The organism is Halovalidus salilacus, assembly GCF_031852275.1.
Classification (GTDB): domain Archaea; phylum Halobacteriota; class Halobacteria; order Halobacteriales; family Natrialbaceae; genus Halovalidus; species Halovalidus salilacus.
In genome coordinates this window covers 84,851-105,246 of record NZ_CP134700.1, presented here as the reverse complement: position 1 = coordinate 105,246, position 20,396 = coordinate 84,851, and the positions used below count along the sequence as shown (strand labels likewise).

The following is a 20,396-nucleotide window of genomic DNA, read 5'->3' as shown; positions in this document are numbered from 1 at the left end:
CCGACTGTGGCAATGTATCTTGGCATCGGTCAGGTTTCAAACAGGACTTCCCTGTTGAGCGGACTCGGACAGTGCTTTTCGGCCCAGTCCACCGACCTGGCTGAAGCGTGGGCTCGTGGGCGCGTGAAGGCGAGTCGCTGGTAGACAGGGAGAGCACGGTAACGCAGGGGTGTTTACTGCCATCGGCGTCGTACGTGTGGATGTGTTCCCTCTTGGCCATATCGGCGTCGGCTACCTGTTCCTCTCGTTCGTCGAACGCGGATGGCGACATCACCCTCCACAGGGAGTGGCGCTCCCGTGGCTGATTGCCGGGACGTTGCTTCCCGACCTCATCGACAAGCCGCTCGCGTGGGCAGGTGGCCTCCTCCCTTCAGGTCGATCCCTCGCGCACTCGCTGCTGTTCGCGATACCGCTCATCGTAGTCATTTCGGGCTGGTTGTGGCAACACAGGAAATCGGCCGAAGGAATCGGCTTCAGTGTCGGCTATGGCTCCCACCTCCTCACCGACGTTGTCCTTCCCCTCGGCACTCCCTTCGACCGCATGAGATTTTTACTCTGGCCGCTCTACCCGGCCCCGGTCTACGAGTCTGAGATTCCAACGACGCTCGAACTAACCGAAAGCCTGCTTCTCGAAGTCCCGCTCGGTTTCTTCATCGTCGGGCTCTGGGTGGTAGATGGCCGACCTGGCTCTAAGGCGGTCCATCGGCTAGGCAGCCAGGTCAAAGACTGGGTTCGGTCACGCCTTGGATAGCGGAACCGGGCTCTGATTGCCTCCACCCGGGCAGTAAGTGCTACCGTCCGGAGGCGAGTGCGGAAGATCCCGTAACAAGTAATTGTTACGCCACACTGTCCAGTAGCCGCATATTATAAACTGGACACGTTTTCTTTCACAACATTCTAGTGAATATTTGGATATATATTATCGCGTATCCAATTGTTAACAAAAGACTTATAGTGGTAATATGGTATTGAGCAGTCGCATGGTACCGGAGGAAGACAAGGCCCCCAACCGACGACGATCGGTGGCTGCTGCCTCCGATCGTCGTCGGTGTGAGCTGCTGGCCGCCGCGGCTGCAGTTCCGCTCCTAGGCGGTACCGGTAGCGCCAGTAATAGCATCTTGTCACGTCCATCGACGACCACAAATCTCGCGATGACCTATGGATCCGGTGGGTCAGCAATTCTGAGCTGCGTAGGCTCCGAGGAAGAGGACCTGCTCGGGGACGCGACCCCGCTGGCCGCGAATAGCGGGAAGATTGGGTCCCTCGAGGCAGGTGCCACTGGCTGGTGCACGCTTGACCTCGACGCGGATCACCGGTTAACCCCCAGTGACAGACAGTGGTTTCGGTACGGTCTCATCGGCGTGATTCTCTACAATGCCGACGGTGAACCGCTGACGCTGGTCTACGATCACGGCCAGGAACGGACGACACTAGTACACACAGTCAGCGATGCTGGCCAGTACTCTGTGGAGGTCGTCGATATCGATGACGGACGCGGTGCCGCTTATCTCCGAACCGAAACGCAACCGGCGTCAGAGGCCGTCTCTATCCAGTACCTGACCCGCTATGAACCGTGGCCACTCCCCGGCCGTATCCAAGCTGAAGACTTCGACCATGGTGGACAGGGGAGTGCGTACAACGACATGACCGCCGGAAACCGAGGAACGGTGTCTCAACCCAATGAGGACATTGATATCGTCCACACCGACGCGGGCTACGCCGTCATTGATACCGACGACGGTGAGTGGCTCGAGTACACCGTTGGCGTCGAGAGTGTGCTTTACGACATGAAAGCTCGAGTGGCTGGTGGCACGGACGAAAGCCAACTCACCGTCTCGCGTGACGGCCGCAACCTTGGTACAATTGAGGCTCGGATTGACCACTTAGGCGAGTGGCGGATGAAACCCATCAAAGACGTCTCCGTGTCCACGGACGGACCGGCGACGCTCCGACTCACCATCGCCGGCGGCAACTTCGTCGCTGACTGGATCGACTCCGTCCAACGAGCCGACGAACGCTCCACTGTCCCAGCCAAAAGTGATGAGTACAGTGTTCAGACGTCTGGCGAATACGGCTACAGCAGTCTTTCCGCATGAGGTTCCCAACTTATGACGACTAATCACGACTACAACACCCCTGACGAAGGCAGTACCGACTGGCACATCCCTCTAAACGAGAACTTCGAAAAGCTCGATACCGACATCGAGATCCGCGATGAAGAGGCGAACCGCTCGGAGTACACCCCTCACGACGGCGCAAAGTTCTTTGCCGTCGATACGGGCGCGTACTATCTCGGTGATGGCTCCTCGTGGCAGAAGCTATCGATTCCCCAGGAAATCGCCGACCGGTTAGCGGAGCTCGAGGAGCGTGTTGAATCGCTCGAAGAGGACGGGGAGACAGATAAGTCGACTGAATCAACCGCTGAACCAGACGCCTACTTCTCACTCGATTCGGAGTCGTCCCTCGAAGACTTTATGGACTCGGGCTACTCCGACCACCTGGTGGACATCGTCTCCTCGCCGACTTACGACGGTCGCGACTCATGTCGCTTGTCCATTCCGTCTGGGGAGAACCAAGGGCCGTCGATGCACCACCACCTAGAGAACATCTACGACACCGAGCCGGAGTCACTCCACGCCCGCTACTGGCTCCGATTCGACGGTGACTTTCGTTCGTCGTACAACGGCAAACTCCCAGGATTCGCTGCGACGAACGGCGAATCCGATGCGAGCGGGGGCGACGACATCTCCGGCCGGGACGGATGGTCCTGTCGGGGAGCGTTCGGGCCCGCGGACAGCACGGACGAGCCGATCGACATTCGCTACTACGTCTACCATGTCGATCAAGGAGGTGAGTATGGCGATCAGGAGTCCTGGAATACGGAACTCGAACGCGATCAGTGGTACCAGGTCGACCAGTACATCGAGCTGAACACCCCGGGGGAAAATGACGGCGTCCTCCGGGGGTGGGTGGACGAAGAACTCAGGTACGAGCGGACGGACTTCCGCTGGCGAGATGTCGATGAGTTGACTATCCAGACCTACTGGTGTAACTTCTTCCACGGCGGCAGTGATGTTGCACCCACTGATCTCGCCATCTACTGGGCCGACTTGCACCTCTGGGAAGACCAACAGCTCTGACATCCGCCCTCGGCATGAATCCGGTTCGCAGGTCCGCCGTCGCCTGGACCGATGGCCTGCATTCCGGGCCGTGCCAGTACAGCCCCCGCATTGGCCAGCGGTGTCGAGACTGTGCCCAGGGATCGCTTGCCGAAAGTGAACAACCCTATTTGTAACTGTTGATTCCCAGACCATACTCGGCACACACACGACGCCGCCCTGCGTCTCTCAGACGCCCACATACACACCGCGGCTGTCCGAGTTTGAAGTGTCGGAGTCGTCGACCAACTGCACATCGATGTCCGGGTCCTCGAGGACGGCAGTAGGCGAGCGACCGGCATCGTGTGTGGCTTGGTGGTGACGGAGCGTCCCGTCTCGTTGTCCGTGTGACTCCTACCGTGGGCGCCCACGCCGATGACCGCAGTTCATTCCTCGGCGTCGTTCATGGGGTGTCCGGAAATCGTGTGAAGGCGGTTGTCCATCTTCCACGCGGCAGCGTCACCGATTGGCTCCACCCCCGTGGTTTCAGCACCTATTTAGCGGTATCACACCCCTAAAGGGGTGGGTTTTCGCTTGCTACCGCTGTAACTGGCACACCGCGGGGACGACCAACCGGTCGGCCGGGGCTTTGGAAAACATGCCTCTGTCCTCGAACCGTGGGAGTCGCAGTGCCACCGGAGTCGATACCCGTCACCTGCGGGCCGATCCCGGTTGGGATTGCAGTGATCGGCCACGAGAAGGGAGTCGGGAGTGTTGTCCCCGAGATTCCCTCTGTGGAGCGGATTCGTGGCGCTCAGGGCCACCGACAACGTCTTTCGTTGCCGCCACGTAGTGATATCTGCATGGTTCGTCAGCGCCGATGCCCCTCCTCTGATCGGATCGGACGTCGTCAGGTGTTAGCAACTGCTGCGCTACTCCCGGTCACGTCCTGTGTGACGCGGAAGCGTCCGTCGGCGCGCGACCCGAACGCCGGGCCTGATTCGCACTACGAGTACGTTCCGTTCGACGACGAGCGGTATCTGACGGTGTTCTCACCGGAGGTCACGCGTCACCAGTCCCTCACCGAGTCGCTGACACAGACAGAACCCGCCCTCCGTGTGAACATCCCGGAAGGATCCCACTATGGGTCACGGATGGCGTTTATCACCTCCGAGCAGTGGAACACGCAGTGTGAAGACCTCCACGCCCGCTACTGGATCTACCTGCCCTCGGAGTTTCACTTCACCCAGCAGCTTAAACTCCCGTTTATCGGGAACCAACGGACCCAAGGCGGCGGCGGCCGGGTGAGTGACGGAACGGGCGGCTGGTCGGCGCGGGTAGCTCTCCATGAGAACCGCGACGCCGCCCCGGGCCTCGAGTTTTACACGTACCACGCCGAAATGGAGGGACCATACGGGGACCACGACGAGTGGGGAGTCGAACTTCCGACTGCTGAATGGGCACGGATTGATTTCTATGTGCGCGTGAATACGCCGGGCGAACACGATGGCACGATCCGAGGGTGGCTCAACGGCGACCTAGGCCACGAAGTCGACGAGCTGGTGTTTCGCGAGCGGGGATACGACGAGCTCGGTATCGACGAGTTCACGTTCGATGTCTACCACGGTGGGAATGAAGCCGCCTCGACGGAGACGTTTCTCGCCTTCAATGACCTCGAATTGTACGCCAATCAAGGGGCGTCGCCTTGACATCTACCCACGACTGAAACCGTAGACTTTCTCCTCAACTCTGGGTAAGGTGGCGCCACCACGGGCCAGCAGTGAACACCCGGACGACAGGCCCCTGGTTGCCGCCCAAGCACCAGAGCACTCCACGTAGCGGCGGCCGCGAGGGCGCTGGGGAACTCGACAGACGATGTGGGCGGGAAGTACCCATATACCGGATTCGGCGGAGCCACGGGCGAGCCGGTCATCCCCTCTCGGGACACCCTTGCCCCAACCGCTAACGGCCCGCGTACTCCGGACATGACGGAACCCCCCACGCCGACGCCCGGTGCAGTCGTCACCTGCGCTTCCCGTCCCGCCGCCACCCAGAGTGGTAGTACTTAGTCGCTGGAAGCCGTACTCACAGGTAACGGCTGCCCTCGGGCGTGGGTGTCCGTCACTCGGGTGGCGCCGCCGCTGGAGAACCTGACCAATAGATGTACTGTCTCATTACCCCGGCACGAAATGAAGGAAAGCACCTCCCAGCCATCGTCGAGCGGATCCGCGACCAGACACGACGGCCGATTCGATGGCTCATCGTTGACGACGGTAGCAGTGATGCAACGCCGGCCCTCGTAGAGACCTACTCGGAGCGCCACGCCTGGATCAGCGGTATCCACCTCGACCGAGGCGACGCCGCGTACGACACCGAATTCGGGTACGCAACGGTGGTCGCAGCGGGCCTCGAGGTCATCCGTGAGGAGTACGCGGCTGACTGGACCCGCAGTCGATACGTGGGAATACTTGATGCCGATATTCTCGTCCACCCCGAGTATTTTGCAACCTTGCTCGACGAAATGCACACCCGCGAGCACTGCGGCGTGGCGAGTGGGTTACTCCATCTGGACGGGAAGCGAGATACGCCCGCAGGGACGCCGTGGGGTGGGGCAATGCTGATTGATACCCGGTGTTTGGCTGAGGTTGGCGGCTATCCGATCACACCGTCGCCCGACACCGTGCTCCGCATTAAAGCCGAAAAGCGCGGCTGGGAGTCGCTCAAAACGGGAGCCGCACGGGGGGCTCAGCTTCGTCCCCCGCAAAGTGCTCGCGGCGTCTGGCACGGCTACAAGCGGAAGGGGACCGGACGCTACTACCTGCACTATCACCCCGTCAACGCCCTATTGACGGGGGTGTATCATACCCTCTCGCCTCCCTTTTATGCGGGGATCGCCTATCTCTACGGCTACCTTGGCCCCTACCTGAGAGGCGAGGCGCGACTCGACGATCAGGAATTGGAGGAATATTATCGGCGAGAACGATACGACCACTTGAAGCAATCGCTCCGCCACCGAATGGCCGTCGTGTGGAACCATGCGACGAACACTGTTCGACGGGGGTAAGTACGGACCATCAAGGCGAACGTCCACCGATCACGACGAGAGGAGGGCGGGGTTCGAATCGCCGGTCCGCTTCCCCTGGCTTCAACGGGAACCAATCCATGACCGTCACCTCGGCCGACGAAGCGTCGAAAGCGGTGTCTCCGCTGTTTCCACTCACCTCCCCGGCTGGGAGAGCGAGGCGACCGCCAGCTCCCCAGCGCATGGAGGAGGGCGATGGAACGCTGGGCGTTTATCGCCGATATCCTTCGCCGGGCTGACTACACCGGTTCCGTCGGACGAATAGCCCCTCCGGCCCCAGCGCGGGGGACCGCGGAGAAGCAGTCCGACTCGGAGCTCGGACGTGACAGTTGGAGACACAGGTCCGCTCACGTGCTTGTCCAAGGGTGGGCCTCTCCCGGGTCGGTGAACGCTCCATCGGGGAGCGGACAGCGCGGTATCGGTCAACGGTGTGTGATGCGCAGTCGTGGACGGCTTCGATCACGATGGGGTGCCAACGTGGGTGGAAGCGGTTCTGGCCGACGCGGATTGCAGTGGAAGTTGTGTGGAAAGGAGACAGAGGGGGCGAAGGGTGCATGATTTACTACTTTCCCCAGCGAAGGAAACCACCAATGAGCGTTACTGTGGAACGGGAAGAGGAGGCCAACGTGTGGAATCGGTTTGTTGAGCAGTCCCCAGAAACGAATCCGTTACACCAGTATGAGGCGCTGAAAGTACTCAGTGCGCATACGAATGCCCGGCTTCATCCGCTAGTGGTGTACAAAGGACAGGAACCCATCGGACTCTTTCCGCTCTTCGAGACGAAGAGCGGACCCTTCACACACCTCACTTCACCTCCTCCTCCGATCCATACCTTGCAACTCGGTCCCGCTACGTTGAATTTGGAAACCATGAAGTGTCGAAAAGCCGAACAACGACGGCGAGCCTTCCTCGAGCAGTGCCTCACATGGGCCGACGAGGTGATTGATCCGGACCACGTCCTCATCCGCACGGATCCCCGCTTTACGGATATCCGCCCGTTGACCTGGAATGGATTTGAAGTAAACCCCTACTATACCTACTTCGTCGATTTAACGCGGAGCGAGACAGACCTCCTCGCAGCGTTCACTCGTGACGCTAGAAGTAACATTACAAACACGGACGCTGATGCGTACGAAATAAAGGTCGGACACAAACGCGACTTCCAGCAAATCATCTCCCAGGTTGAGCGCCGCCTAGACGCACAAAACGCTTCACTCGGGATCCCCAGCGCGATCATTACCGATCTCTACGACTCCCTCCCGACCGGAACACTGCGCCCGTACATCTGCCGGTCGGATGGCGAATACGTGTCCGGCATAATAACTCTTGAAAGCGACACTAGAATCTACCGATGGCAAGGTGGGGTGAAGGCCGATGCTGACATCCCTGCCTCGGAACTTCTCGATTGGTACGTTATACGTGCTGGGATAAGACAGGGGCGGACGTATTACGATTTAGTCGGCGCAAACGATGCGCGGCTCTGCCGATATAAATCCAAGTTTGCACCAGCTAGAAAGGTGTACTTCACAGCGGCGAAGCGGACGAAGACGATGAATGCCATGCGGGCACTTCGAGGGATTGCTCGGCAACTGCGATAACACGAAGGACCACTCGCGCTCCGGAACCGGCACTGCACCCCGCCTCGAGACCGGGGAGTTGATGGGTGACTCGTACGTACGGAATCTTCATTTGGGCACCTCGCCGGACTCGCCGAAACTAGCGCGAAGGGCGGTGCCGGTCTCCAGAATGAAGGCGGAGAGATGATCGGTGGTGGCGGATGGCGGCCCGGGATTGACCGCCACCGTGGATTCAGAAAGCCGTGAGCCGCGTGCCCGCTCCTTCGGAGGCGGGATCCAGACGCAGGTTCCGTCAACCGCTCAGAGATGGGGGAACGAAGGAGCGGTATCGGCGACACACCAGTTCGCACGCGAGAGACTGTGCCCCGCGGTCACGGTAGAGGCGCCGACAGAAACACGTCCGTTCGACTCCGGCGAACCAGTTTGATACCCCTCCCGTCGAGAGTGCCATCGGAGTTCGTCGAAGCAGGCCGGACAGTGGAGCCGCCAATAAGCCCGGAGGATCCTTTAGATTTATGGTGTGGAGCGGTGGCCCTACAAGGGCATGCGCTACCGAGTCAGAGTACTTCAGCTCCTCCTCGCAACTTGGGTCGGTACAGTCGTCTATACCCATCTCCTGTACCCGCTACTCATTTTCAGCGTTGGTCTGAGTCGGCAGGAACCGGTGACCCAGCAGTCAAATCGGCCAACTGTCTCCCTGATCATCGCCGCATACAACGAAGAGGAGATTATTGCAGAGAAGATCAACAACAGTCTCGACTTGACCTATCCAGTGGATAAATTAGAGATCATCGTCTTCTCCGATGCCTCATCCGATGCGACTGATGCCATCGTCCGCGAGTTCGAAGACGAAGGCGTGACACTCGTCCGTGTCGAAGGACGAGTCGGGAAAACCGCATGTCAAAACAGAGTCGCGGCCATGGCTAGTGGCGAGGTACTCGTCTTCTCCGACGCAAATAGCCTGTATGAGCCGGACACGATACAGGCCCTCGTCGATCGGTTCAACGAGAATGTCGGCTGTGTCGTTGGAGCCCTCCATTACGAACAAGACGGTCAAAATACGGGCGGCATTCCCGTCTATCGAGCACTCGAGCGGTTCATCCAGCGGTGGGAATCCCGGGTCGGGTCCGTCGTAAAGTCCAACGGAGCGATTTATGCCGTTCGTGCGGACAGTTATGTTGACCTTCCACCGGACCTCATGAGCGACTTCGGCGAACCGCTCGCGATCCGGGCGAACGGAGAAGACGTGAAGTTCGCGCCCGATGCCATCGCTCGAGAGCGGACCAGAGAGGACCTGGAGTCCGAACTGCAGGCGAAGATTCGGATCACGACGCGATCATGGCACACGATATGGGCGTATAGGAACCTCCTGAATCCGTGGGAATCGGGGGTGTACGCGATTCAACTCTGGTCGCGGACCGTCCTCCTGTGGCTCACCCCACTGTTCCTGCTGGCGTCGGCGGCGTCGATCATTGTGTTGTACGCGTTGCGTCCAACGAGACTCCATGGAACGCTTCTGGCCGGTCTTCTCCTCACTGCGCTCTCCCATGGCGTGGCCGCCGCCTCCCAAGAGCGGAAGCGGAGCGCACCGGTTCCGGCCCAGGTGGTACACTTCTTCGTGATCAGCAACTATAGCCTGCTGGTGGGGCTGATCAACTGGACCCGCGGGGACAATGTCGTGACCTGGGAGACCGACAAGCGGGCTGAGCAGTCGGCGGCCCGCATCGAAACCGACGCTGAGCCACATTGACCGAGCATGCTTCGCTCGAGCCGGCGAGAGCGCGACCAAACGGTGCAAATCTGTCTCCACCCAGTGCGACGGACGTCGAGACCAGTCGTCGCGGCCGCGTCGAGTGTTGGCTGTGACGACTTGACCACTTGGCCAGGCGAGACCCCGACTGTGATTCGATCGCGAAGAAGAGTTCGCGTCGCTGCTGCACCCCACTCGCTTGGAGCCGTCGAATGTCCCGGTTGACTCGCTCGAGAGAGGAGTCACGTGTTTCGTTGTGAGGCAACGTGTACAAATCACCTTGCGTCGACGTAGCCGAGTTCAATATAGTCGCCCTAGTAATACAATACGTACGTATAGCGCATTCGCTTTCTTGATCGAAATCCAACTGGAACAAGCTAAATGAGGGAGAGGAGTGATTAGTAGCCATATGGTAGAACTCTCCGTCGTTATCGCTACTATCATAGAAAACGATCAAGATATTCCGGCTGTTCGTCACCTTCAGCAATCCAGGTATGACGACTACGAAATCATTGTCCGCCGCGATCCCGGAGCCTCTAAAGCGCGAAACGAGGGGGTCAAAGAGGCCAACGCAGAGAAGATCGTTTTTCTCGACGACGATTCCCTCCCTCAGGACGGCTATCTAGAAGCAGCGAGTCGATCCCTCGACGACCACGAGGCTGTCACCGGGCGGGTCTTTCAGCCAGACGACTCTCCGTTCAAATACAAAGACCTGCCCTGGCCGGACGAGTTACCGGTTACATACAGGGATCTGCCTTGGTACGATCAGGGGGACAAGCCGACGTTCACGGACCGGGTAGCCGGCTGTAATATGGCCATGCGGAAGAGCCTGCTTGAAGAAATCGGCGGCTTCGACGAACGGCTCGATCACGGGCACGAGGAGACGGAACTCGCCGAGCGGATCTGTCGAGATCACTCCATTTACTACGATCCGGAGATGGTGGTCGAACACGCGTTTGCCGACTCAATCATCGGATATTGGAAGAAGAGTTATCGCCACGGAAAAGCGGACATCCGGCTGTGGGAGATTAGGAACACGCCTCGGAGCAGCCGACTGATGCAGGCGCTTTTGGTCGATACCGTCAATCGGAGCATTCCGAAGTTGGCACTCTGGATAGCCGTCGAATCGGTCCATCACGTCGTCAGATGTGTCGGTCAGATAGACGGCCTGTTACAGGATCGATGAACGACCGTGCATCATTTCTCACAGTGAGCGACGACGGCAGGTGATGGCGACCCGGTTTCGAAGCGGAGGTCACCGAGGAACGACAATCAATCCGGTTCCGACATCGGGCGGATTGGGCAGCAACTGTCACGCGACCGCGTCGCTGGCGGTAGGAGATCACTCCTTCTGATAGAGAGAGACGCCGCCGTTCGTGTACGTTCGATCGTATTGAGTCTCGATATCCGTGAGTTGGTCCCAGTTGATCCGCCAGGCTCCGTCGCCCGGCGTTTCGAAGATTTCGACACCCTCGCGAATGAGGAGTCGGTCTCGGTCAGGGGCGTACACATCACCGTTCAATAGGTCCTCACTGATATCGTGGTATGTGATCGGTTCATCGGTGGGCTTGAAGTTGGTCTGGTTCCGAGCGTAAAAGAAATCGGTGTGCACCTCCCCCGTCGCATAGCTATCGGTGAACTGTTCCCCGCTGAGTTCTTGCTCTGTGAGGTAAAACCGCGGGCCATAACTCGAGTCAGGGGCGATGAGGCCGACGCCCAACTGGGAACTGAGGAGGAGGAAGGCAACCGGAAGGATGGGATTGAGTGTATGCCGTCTGGAGAAGAGGACGCCAGCACCGAAGATACAGAGAACGGCGAACGCTTCATAGAGGAACATTCCCCGGGAAATGAGGATCGCCGCGTCGGAGATGATGGAAAACACGACAAAGAGCCCCGTCGATGCGACTGCCGCCAACAGCAACGCGAAAGGGAAGGCCGTCCGCCACCGACGCGTACCCAAAATATAGAGCCACGAGAGAGCACTGAGGATGATCAAGACGATCGTGTTCGACCGGTTAAGAACCAGGTGCCAGAACGGGGATAGCGGTCTGGTCGCGGCGGCGGCACGAAACGGTTCGTCTCCCGAGTCAGATACCAGTACGAGTGCCAGCAGATGGCCCACCACATTCGCGATGAAGTCCGTGTAAAAGACCCACAGGACGCCGACAAAGAGGCCAATGATCGTACAGAGAACGAGAATCGATTGACCAGGCACCAGATCGCCTTGTCGGAATCGTCGCGTGGAAGGCGACGGGAGGAGATCGGTTCGGGCCAGCAACATAATCCCCCACACCGAGAGTAAGAGGAGCACCATGGTGAGTGGGATCAGTTTATGCGTCGTGACAATCGCCAAGGAAAGAACGAGGAGGACCACCGAAAATCGCCTCTCAGCCAACCCAACCAGGGGAAGAAGACAGTAGACAAAGAGGAGGAAGACTACGGCAGTCTGGGTCTGTGGGATCGGCCAGAAACTGAAGAGCAGAGAATACGAGACGACTGAGGTCACTAGCGCCGCGAGTATCGGGACTTTCGGTGACGTGGCACTCCTGCGAAGAATTAAATACGAAAAGAGGGGATAGCCTACGCCCGCCACCACGGTGAGGAAGATAAACGACTGCGGAATACTGACGCCGGTGAGATGGTAAACCGTGACAACGTAGCTCAGATACCCTGAAGCGGTATCGTAAAACGGGATGCCCACGGCCGAGAAGTCGTGCGCGGCGATGGCCCTCCCGGCGCCTTCTGCGTATGTATTTGGGTCAACACCGATCAGCGACCGTGGAAATAGGAAGACGACCAGCCTGTACATCGTCGAATTGATCACGATTACGACGAGCAATGGCGTGGCAATCGGCCGAACGTTCTCCGACACCGAGATGAACACGAGCAGAAGCAGGCAACAGACCGCAAGCGTCAGCGGCAGATAAGGGAACACCGACCCTGAAGACCAGCTCACGACTATGCCAAGAGTCCACACTAGGAGGACGGTGCAAACGAGGGCCTTGAACTGTGATTTGGTGTCCATACGCTATCTTAGGAAGCCGGCGGTCGGTTCGGAAGTGTGGTCACAGAGACAGGGGGCAGGCTAATAAGCACTATTAACGAATAGAGACCTATTCGCGGCAGTGAGCGGACAGCCGGTTCTGGGAACTACGGCCGCTCAGCGACGGAAGTGGGACCGCCGTTAGGACCATACGATGCAGTCAGAGTCCGATCGAATGGACGTTTACAGAGATTCGAGGAGAAAGCCCACGACTTCAGTCGTGGGAGTAGTCCCTAGACGGAGTACAGCTCTCTGTACTTGCCGTCGTTTGCGATGAGCTCCGTATGGGTCCCGGCTTCGGCGATGGAACCGTTCTCGAGGGTGAATATTCGGTCGGCATTCACAACCGTCGACAGTCGGTGCGCAATCGTGAGGACGGCATACTCACGGTCCATCGATTCGATGGCGCGGTGAACGTCGCGTTCGATGTTCGTATCGAGATTACTCGTGGCTTCGTCTAACACCAAGATTTCGGCGTCTTTGAGGAGCGCCCGCGCGAGCGAAACGCGTTGGCGCTGGCCCCCGGAAAGGCGAACACCGTTATCACCGAGTGTGGTCTCGAGCCCCGCCGGTAACTCATCCAAAAACTCTGTGACGTGGGCGAGTTCACACGCTCGCATGATTTCGGCCTTCGTCGCCGTTCGATCACCGACAGTAATATTGTTTCGAAGGGACGTATTGAAGATGAACGGATCCTGTCGAACGACCGCGATCTGTTCACGCCAGTCCTGCACGTCCAACTCGACGATCGACGTCTCGTTGGCACTGATTTGTCCGTCGTCTGGTTCGTACAACCGGGTGAGTAGTTTGACAATGGTCGACTTCCCGGCCCCTGACTCGCCGACGAACGCGATGAACTCACCTTTCCGGATCACGAACGAGACCTCGTTCAGAGCTTGCGTCCCATCATTGTAAGAAAAGGATACATTCTCAAACGCAACAGTCCGTATCCTAGCTGGGGCTGGGTCTGTCCCTTTCCGTGGCTCCTCGTTGCGTTTCAGTTCGGCGATAAACCGTTGGGTTCGAACGAGATGGGGCAGCATCCCCTCCACCATGTACCACCTATTATTGAGGGTGCTCACTTTCGGGGCGAGCTGGAACATCGCGAACAGGAACACACCGAGAGCTGCGAGTGAGAGTCCGGCGAACTGGAGGGCAAAATAGATCAAGACGAATACGAGAACGGCTGAAGAAAAGTTATAAAAATCCTCGATCAATGTTTTATTTCGTTCGAGTTTGATACTCGAGTTGGTTAATTTATTAATAGCTGACGAGAATCGGGTGCGGATCTCGCGTTCCAACGTATAGAGTTTCACGTCGCGAATGCCCTGTGTTCCCGCCTGAACCGATGCCTGCATCTCTTCGTTCGCGTCGGCGACGCGGTCACCGACTGCGTATCCCGGTTCAAGGACATGCCGGATGAGGAACGTCAGACTGCCCAAGATTAGGATCGTGAATATCGTTAGGACCGGAGATAATATAAATGCAATACTGAGGTAGATGATACAAATCAATAACTCCTGAAATGCGAGAATAAAGTCCCGAATGACCTTTCCGGCGTGTTCAGCCTGTGTGAGAATTGCATTGAGAATGTCATCGGACCCCTCCTTGTCGAAGTAAGCGACACGAGCGTCGAGTGCGTTATCGAAGGCCGTCGACTGAAGCTCCTGCACATATCGCCTTTGCAATACGACGGATAGCCACCCCCCGATAAAGGACGCCGTGTAGCGGACGAACATGACCGTGGAAATGCCGAGGATGATGGATCCCAGAGTAAATGGGATGCCTAAGGTATCATAGAGGCGGATAAACCAGCGAACAAGTTGACCATTGCCTTCTGCAGACGCATTGGATGTCTGAGCAACCTCAATGATTGGGACGAGGAAGCTAAGTCCGATGCCCTCGAGTAAGGCAGCTAGCACACTGAAGCTGACAATCGCTCCCGTGAGCCACGGTCTGAACGTAGCAACGCGGATCAGCGCTCGTGCTTTCTCCCGCCAAGTAGGATTACCCTCGTCCATCTATCAAAGGTATTCCGCCCTCATACTTCAATCTGTGACCGCATATGACCTCCTCCTCGCCGTAAACGGCGAGGCGTCCCACGGCAGCGCCCCGCTGGGTTGGGATAGTTACTGGTCTACGACCCGTCGGAATGACAGGCCGATGATAGGGTCACACCGCCGTTACTCCTATCCCGGCATTGGACTGGGAGTTATCTTGCTGGCCGGGACCCCACGGCAGTTCGAGAGGGTGTCTCGAACGCTCTGGGCTGCGGAGTCCCGATATTGTCGGATTATGAGGACGGTCGTACCGCCTCGGTGTCCGCCATGCTACGGGACGATGCAACCTAAAGGGGTGGGCTTCCTCCTTGCATCTCTGTGAGTTGGATGAGAACGCATACTGGGACTCCTGTCTGCCTCGGTAGCGTCACTAGCATACGAGTGGGGAGGGATGACTAGGCCCGAGACCCCCACTAGTGAACTTGAGCCGGGGCAGGCCCCGTGTCCACCACTTTGGTCGGAGACGTTCAGTGGAAGTGCAGCCAACCGTGATATGGCGGCCACTTTAGGGACCAGAGCATGACAGAACGAAGCGCTACTGACCACAGTGACCCGTCGTCCGACCGGCGCTGTTCAGATTAGAGTTTGAAGGAGCGAGGCGGTGGAATTCGTGGTGTCCATGCCCGAATTCAGCCGCCTCACGCTACCTAGCAGCGACATTCAGTTAGAATTTGTGGAGCGCGAGCAGACACCGTGCGAACTGATGCGGCTCAGTATCCACCTCCATCTCGCCGGTCTCTCGCTTTCGGATACTGTTCATGTCTTAGAGAGGTTCGGTGTCGATCGTGCTCGGTCAACCGTCCATAATTGGGTACAAAAAGCAGAGTTACAGCCCGAGGACGGTAAATCACCGGATCACGTGGCGGTTGATGAGACTGCGACCCAGCTCACTGACGATCGGTACTGGCTGTTTGCAGCGGTTGATCCAGAGACAAAGGGCCTTACGGGAATCTTCCTCGACGAACTCAGCGAGAAACACGACGTTGGTGACGCTGTGTTTCTCGTCGATTCTGCGGATTGGCTGAAAGCCGCGCTCCACCGCCGTGGCTACGAGTTTCAGTACGAACGCCACGGTCAACGTAACAGCATCGAACGTGTCTTCAAGGAAGTAAAACGGCGAACGTACCAGTTTGGCAATTGCTTCAGAAACGCCGATCCAGAAACGGCCGAAACATGGCTGCAGAGCCTCGCGTACTGCTGGAACAGGCTAATCTGAACAATGCCCGTCCGACCTGCCGACGACTTCTTTCGGCGCGAGCGATTATGTGCCAGGGCGTGGAACCAAATCCGATGGTCGAATTCTATGGGACGATCGGGCCTGATACGGAGACGATTGAGCGAATAACTGACGAAGTCGACCGACTTGAACCGATGCGAACCGGGTCTCTCCTCTCCGTCGCAGCCCCGAAAGATACCCACTGGCTCACCAGTTTCGACGGCGAAAACACGACCGTGCTTGTCGCCGGGCGAATTTTTAGCATCAAAACAGCGTCCGGCACCTACCGGCCAGTTGCCAACAGTGCCCGCTGCATCTACGAAAGGTACATGGCTGACGAGGTGGACATCGACGAGCACGTAAATGGTGAGTTCCTAGCACTCATAGCGGACCGAGAGAGGGACGAGGTGACCGTTATCACCGACCGGCTTTCAACCGTGCCGGGATTTCGAGTTTGCGGTGGCGATGGGACGCTTCGAATCACCACGAATCTACAACTGTATGCCTTCGATCCGCTGGTCACCCTCCAGTACCACCCGGATTACCTCGCTGAATATTTTGCGTTTCAACGGGTCTTCGGGATCTATACGCCCGTACGAGACGTAACCAAGTTTCCACCAGCAACGGCTGTATCGTACGATCCCAGCGGCACAGCCCGATCCGAGACGACGTACTGGACACCGACTCGTCGACCGGTAAATCGACCGTACGAGTATTTCGTCGACGAATTTATCACACGGCTTGGTGAGGTGTTTCACGAGCGGCTATCCAGTGATGAGCGGCTAGGGATCCTCCTGAGCGCTGGTAGTGACTCGCGACTCCTTGCTCGCCTCATTCCTGGTGAGGCGAGAGCGTATCATATGAACGACTTCGTCAACAGGGAAGCGAAAATTGCCGCAGCGATCGCGGCCCGAACCGGTACCGATTTTCGATTCCTTCGACGGGACAAGGACTATTATTTCAGGATATTACTTAATGATTCAAAATATGACAATTATACGAGTTGGTTCCACGAATCGCATGCCGCCGGGTTCGCAGATGAACTGGGTTCGGAGGAGACGATCGTGACAGGCCTCTTTGCGGACGTCATGTTCAAGGGATATTATGTCCCGAAAAGAACAATCACGATTCCCGGCCTCGACCTCGACGTTCTCCTCCCGTCTCAGGTTCCTATTTCAACCATCAGTGGGTTAATCGAACACCGAATTGAGAACATGAGTGTCCACCGAACGATCCCACGGTACTATGTGCACGATCGTTCGCTCCGAGAGATTCTGACCGAGAACGTTTGTAGAGCCCAGAACGGGATCGTTGATCATGGAATATATCAGCCGTCGATTTTTTCGGCCCTTTGCTCATATTATCCACTGACGAACGACACTTCACGTGATTACTTCGGAACACTTCGTGTAGGTCCCCGATGGAGCCCGTTTTTAGATGCTCGCCTGATCGATCTGCACCTGGAAATGCCGATCAAGTATATGATTCGCAACAATATTGTGAACGATGCGATTGAGCACCTTGACTCGTCACTCATTGCCATTCCGCACAACGACTCCGGGTTCAGACTTGATCGTTCGCGGCGTCTTCATCTGCTTGGCGAGATCATTAGAGAACTAGCAACTATCGTAGGAACGGGTTCGCCTGAGGTCCCGTACGGAACGCAGGGATCGTGGACGGATCACCGGACACTCTTCGAAAGAAATGAATCATTTGAGGAGTACTTATATTCGGAAGATACCATGAAGAAGATAGCGGGGTTGGACGTCATTGACGGAGAGGAAGTATACGATCAGTTCGAGTCAGACCGGTACTGGATGGATTTTTACCCGCTGCTCACAGTACTAGCGACACCCCTTACGGAACGGATCACGCAGTCCTAGGAAGGGTGGTCTCGTCTCCTGACTCGTCGACTCCTCGCCACGATCGGTCGCGACCGTACGGCCGCTTCGGGAACGATGAAATGCCGGAGTCACCGAGAAGTACACGTCCGTCTGATTCCGATATACATAGCAATTAAAACCTCGAGGGCATCCATGCCGGTCAGATTAGACCTACGGAAGTACGGCAGAGCCTCCGTCAGCTCACCAGCTCTGAGGGAGAGGAGGGCGAGCTCGTAATTGTGGCGGGCGACGATCTCATAGCCCTCCTCTTCGTATCGATTGATATCCTCGTCGAATGTATCAATATATAGTTTCTTGGCCCGGACGATCGTTTCGATGTCCGGAGCGGCCCACCCGTATTTCGTCACTAGCCTCTCATCTACATACGAGAGGTTTCCCACTTTCAACAAGCGGATCAGAAACTCCCAGTCTTGATGGCGGGGGAATCGCTCGTCAAAGCCACCCACTTGCGTGACAGCATCCCGATCAACGAGTAACGTTGAGGCGCCACCGAGTTCGAACTCGCCGGAGAGAACATACGGAATCAGATCCTCTCCGCCTTTGTCGGGGATGTGATAATCTCGGTCGCCTGATTCGAGACGTGAGCGGAGCCGCTCGATGAGACCTGAGAGTCGGTCCTCGAAAGGACCTTTCGTTACCCCCCGGAGCTCTCTATTGGAGATGTGGTGGGTACCACAGTAGGTCGCGATCCAGTCATCTGGAAGTGACTCAAGCTCCCCGACCTGTTTTTCAAGTTTCGTGGGATGCCAGTAATCGTCGGAGTCTAAGAACGCTATTTTCTCCCCGGACGTCATCCGTATTCCGGTATTCCTTGCTGCACTACCGCCTTGATTCGTAGAGTGGGAGACTGTCGTAATCCGGGGATCACGGTATCGATCGAGGACAGAACAGGTATGGTCAGTTGAGCCATCGTCAACGACGATCAATTCGAAATCGTCAAACGTTTGGTCGAGCACGCTGTCAAGGGCCCTTGGGATGACCTCGGCTCGGTTATACGTGGGAACCACCACACTCACTTCGGGCATATCAGGCTATTTTCCGTCCCAGGGTATAACTGGTGGCCGAACAGTGATCGTTGATACGAACGGAGCGGATGCTAGGCACCGGACGAGTCCCGGGCAGCTCTGCAACGTGATCGACACAAGCAGACCGAGGTGGACCGCCATGAGCAGGGCTGTAGGAGACACGTCCCTAGCCCCACGTTGACACAGCGCCATCACAACGCCCGTTCATGGTAGATCCGCAGTGCATTCAGGATGATGCCGGTGAAACACGCGAACACACCGAGGAGGAGGAGAACCGAAGTAACTAGCGCGAGGCCGACCGGGAATGTCCCCGATTGGATGAAATTCGTGATTGTCCAGTAGCTGAATCCAAACCCGACGAATAGACTAACGAATCCCGGGATACCGAAGACGACGAGTGGATACTGACATTCGATCGTTTTCAAGATATTTCGGACGAGAACAAATCCATGTAAAAACGGATTGTGATTACTTCCATTATCGACGTCATACCTGATGTGCGTTCCGACTTCTTCGATTCGATACCCGTGTGTCTGTGCGTGGTAGAGAATATCCGTGCTGGCGGCCATTCCAGACCCAATCGAACCATCGAGCGAAAGCGTACGGAGCACCTCCGCACTATATACTCGAAAGCCACTTTGCGTATCACGGATTTGGGCGTCGCGCCGCACGACCCCCATACTGACGTTCGTAAGGAAATTCACCACCTGCAGGCCAACGGCCCGATATCTTGGGAGGTTCGATTCGCCGCTCCCTGCGAATCGACTCCCAATAACGATGTCCGCCTCGGAATTTCGGTGCACGGTGAGGAGTTTAGGGATGTCGTTCGGATTATGCTGCCCGTCCCCGTCCAACACTACGAGCTGATCGATACTACGTTGATACGCTACTCGGAAGATCGTTTTGAGGCTTTCCCCGTACCCCCGGTTTCGGTCATGTTCGAAGACGATGGCCCCCGCTTGAGCCGCTCGTCTTCCCGTTTCATCAGTGCTCCCATCATTAACGATGAAGACTTCGTCGACGTACTCTTGTGCCTGACGCACGATTCCTTCGATCGTCCCCTCTTCGTTGTGGGCGGGGATAGCAACCGCAGTACTGGAGGAATTCGTCGGTGATTGGGGAATGGCGTTGGCGCAATACGAGTCGGTGGCATTGAGCGCGGATACACTTCGATTGTAGTCTATGTATTTCTCAAGGTCCCGGTGGAGGATCAAGCCTGAATAGCCTGCGTCTCGTGCGGCCCTAGCGAGGACTTCGTCTAGAGAGACCACTGGTGGTTCCAGCGTTCCGGGATCGATGATTTGTGCCCCTAGGTCCCTGAGAAAAGCAATTGGTACCCGGGAGGCGGTCTGCCCGGTGAGGACCAAGATTGGATAGCCGTTTTGGTTTGCGCGGACCACGACTCGAACGAGAGCGTCACCGGTGTGTTCTGTCGCGACCACACCAATAGCCGGACCCTTCGTGTCAATTCCCAACGGCGAACTGAGCTGGTCGCTTCTGTCTCTTGAATGTCCGTTCATGGTCTATGTCTATGAGCGCTGTACCGACGCTGAATCGTCGGGATAGGCAATGACTGCTCCTACCGTTCTAATAAATGTCCGCACTAGTAGGTATTAGAGAGCGTCCAGCTGTGAAGGCGAC

The 20,396-nt window shown here is 57.3% G+C and carries 14 protein-coding genes; 10 read left to right on the top strand and 4 right to left on the bottom strand.

Going from position 1 to position 20,396, the window contains the following annotated elements:
• Positions 1–169 precede the first annotated feature (169 nt).
• The 8 genes from RJT68_RS00495 to RJT68_RS00460 all read left to right on the top strand — a co-directional run bounded on the left by RJT68_RS00495 (position 170) and on the right by RJT68_RS00460 (position 10,693).
• Positions 170–751: a metal-dependent hydrolase gene (locus RJT68_RS00495; protein ID WP_407038430.1), complete on the top strand. Its 582-nt coding sequence runs from the start codon at positions 170–172 to the stop codon at positions 749–751.
• A gap of 229 nt (positions 752–980) precedes the next feature.
• Positions 981–2,096 carry a carbohydrate-binding domain-containing protein gene (locus tag RJT68_RS00490; RefSeq protein WP_407038429.1) on the top strand — a complete coding sequence of 372 codons (1,116 nt, stop codon included), beginning with the start codon at positions 981–983 and terminating at the stop codon, positions 2,094–2,096.
• A gap of 12 nt (positions 2,097–2,108) precedes the next feature.
• The gene (locus tag RJT68_RS00485) at positions 2,109–3,140 is read left to right on the top strand and encodes a polysaccharide lyase (protein WP_407038428.1); all 1,032 of its coding nucleotides are present in this window, start codon (positions 2,109–2,111) and stop codon (positions 3,138–3,140) included.
• 911 nt (positions 3,141–4,051) lie between these two features.
• Positions 4,052–4,807 carry a polysaccharide lyase gene (locus tag RJT68_RS00480; protein WP_407038427.1) on the top strand — a complete coding sequence of 252 codons (756 nt, stop codon included), beginning with the start codon at positions 4,052–4,054 and terminating at the stop codon, positions 4,805–4,807.
• Positions 4,808–5,259: 452 nt separating this feature from the next.
• Complete coding sequence (locus tag RJT68_RS00475; RefSeq protein WP_407038426.1) at positions 5,260–6,162, top strand: glycosyltransferase family 2 protein; 903 nt, start codon at positions 5,260–5,262, stop codon at positions 6,160–6,162.
• A gap of 608 nt (positions 6,163–6,770) precedes the next feature.
• Positions 6,771–7,778: a lipid II:glycine glycyltransferase FemX gene (locus tag RJT68_RS00470; protein ID WP_407038425.1), complete on the top strand. Its 1,008-nt coding sequence runs from the start codon at positions 6,771–6,773 to the stop codon at positions 7,776–7,778.
• A gap of 523 nt (positions 7,779–8,301) precedes the next feature.
• On the top strand, positions 8,302–9,507 hold the full coding sequence (locus RJT68_RS00465; protein WP_407038424.1) for a glycosyltransferase family 2 protein: 1,206 nt from the start codon (positions 8,302–8,304) through the stop codon (positions 9,505–9,507).
• A 409-nt stretch (positions 9,508–9,916) separates the two neighbouring features.
• Positions 9,917–10,693: a glycosyltransferase family 2 protein gene (locus tag RJT68_RS00460; protein WP_407038423.1), complete on the top strand. Its 777-nt coding sequence runs from the start codon at positions 9,917–9,919 to the stop codon at positions 10,691–10,693.
• A 156-nt stretch (positions 10,694–10,849) separates the two neighbouring features.
• Here the strand turns inward: RJT68_RS00460 and RJT68_RS00455 are convergent, their stop codons facing one another.
• A complete protein-coding gene (locus RJT68_RS00455) occupies positions 10,850–12,532 on the bottom strand; it encodes a hypothetical protein (protein WP_407038422.1) in 1,683 nt (560 codons plus the stop codon).
• Between the two features lie 251 nt (positions 12,533–12,783).
• Complete coding sequence (locus tag RJT68_RS00450) at positions 12,784–14,571, bottom strand: ABC transporter ATP-binding protein (RefSeq protein ID WP_407038421.1); 1,788 nt, start codon at positions 14,569–14,571, stop codon at positions 12,784–12,786.
• Between the two features lie 658 nt (positions 14,572–15,229).
• On the opposite strand from RJT68_RS00450, the gene RJT68_RS00445 reads away from it, so the two are divergent.
• A complete protein-coding gene (locus RJT68_RS00445; protein WP_407040424.1) occupies positions 15,230–15,826 on the top strand; it encodes an IS6 family transposase in 597 nt (198 codons plus the stop codon).
• 74 nt (positions 15,827–15,900) lie between these two features.
• Positions 15,901–17,709: an asparagine synthetase B family protein gene (locus RJT68_RS00440; protein WP_407038420.1), complete on the top strand. Its 1,809-nt coding sequence runs from the start codon at positions 15,901–15,903 to the stop codon at positions 17,707–17,709.
• 89 nt (positions 17,710–17,798) lie between these two features.
• On the opposite strand, the gene RJT68_RS00435 is transcribed toward RJT68_RS00440, so the two are convergent.
• A complete protein-coding gene (locus RJT68_RS00435; protein ID WP_407038419.1) occupies positions 17,799–18,755 on the bottom strand; it encodes a glycosyltransferase family 2 protein in 957 nt (318 codons plus the stop codon).
• A gap of 191 nt (positions 18,756–18,946) precedes the next feature.
• Positions 18,947–20,197, bottom strand: coding sequence for a glycosyltransferase family 2 protein (locus RJT68_RS00430; RefSeq protein WP_407038418.1), 1,251 nt, complete (start codon positions 20,195–20,197; stop codon positions 18,947–18,949).
• Positions 20,198–20,396 lie beyond the last annotated feature (199 nt).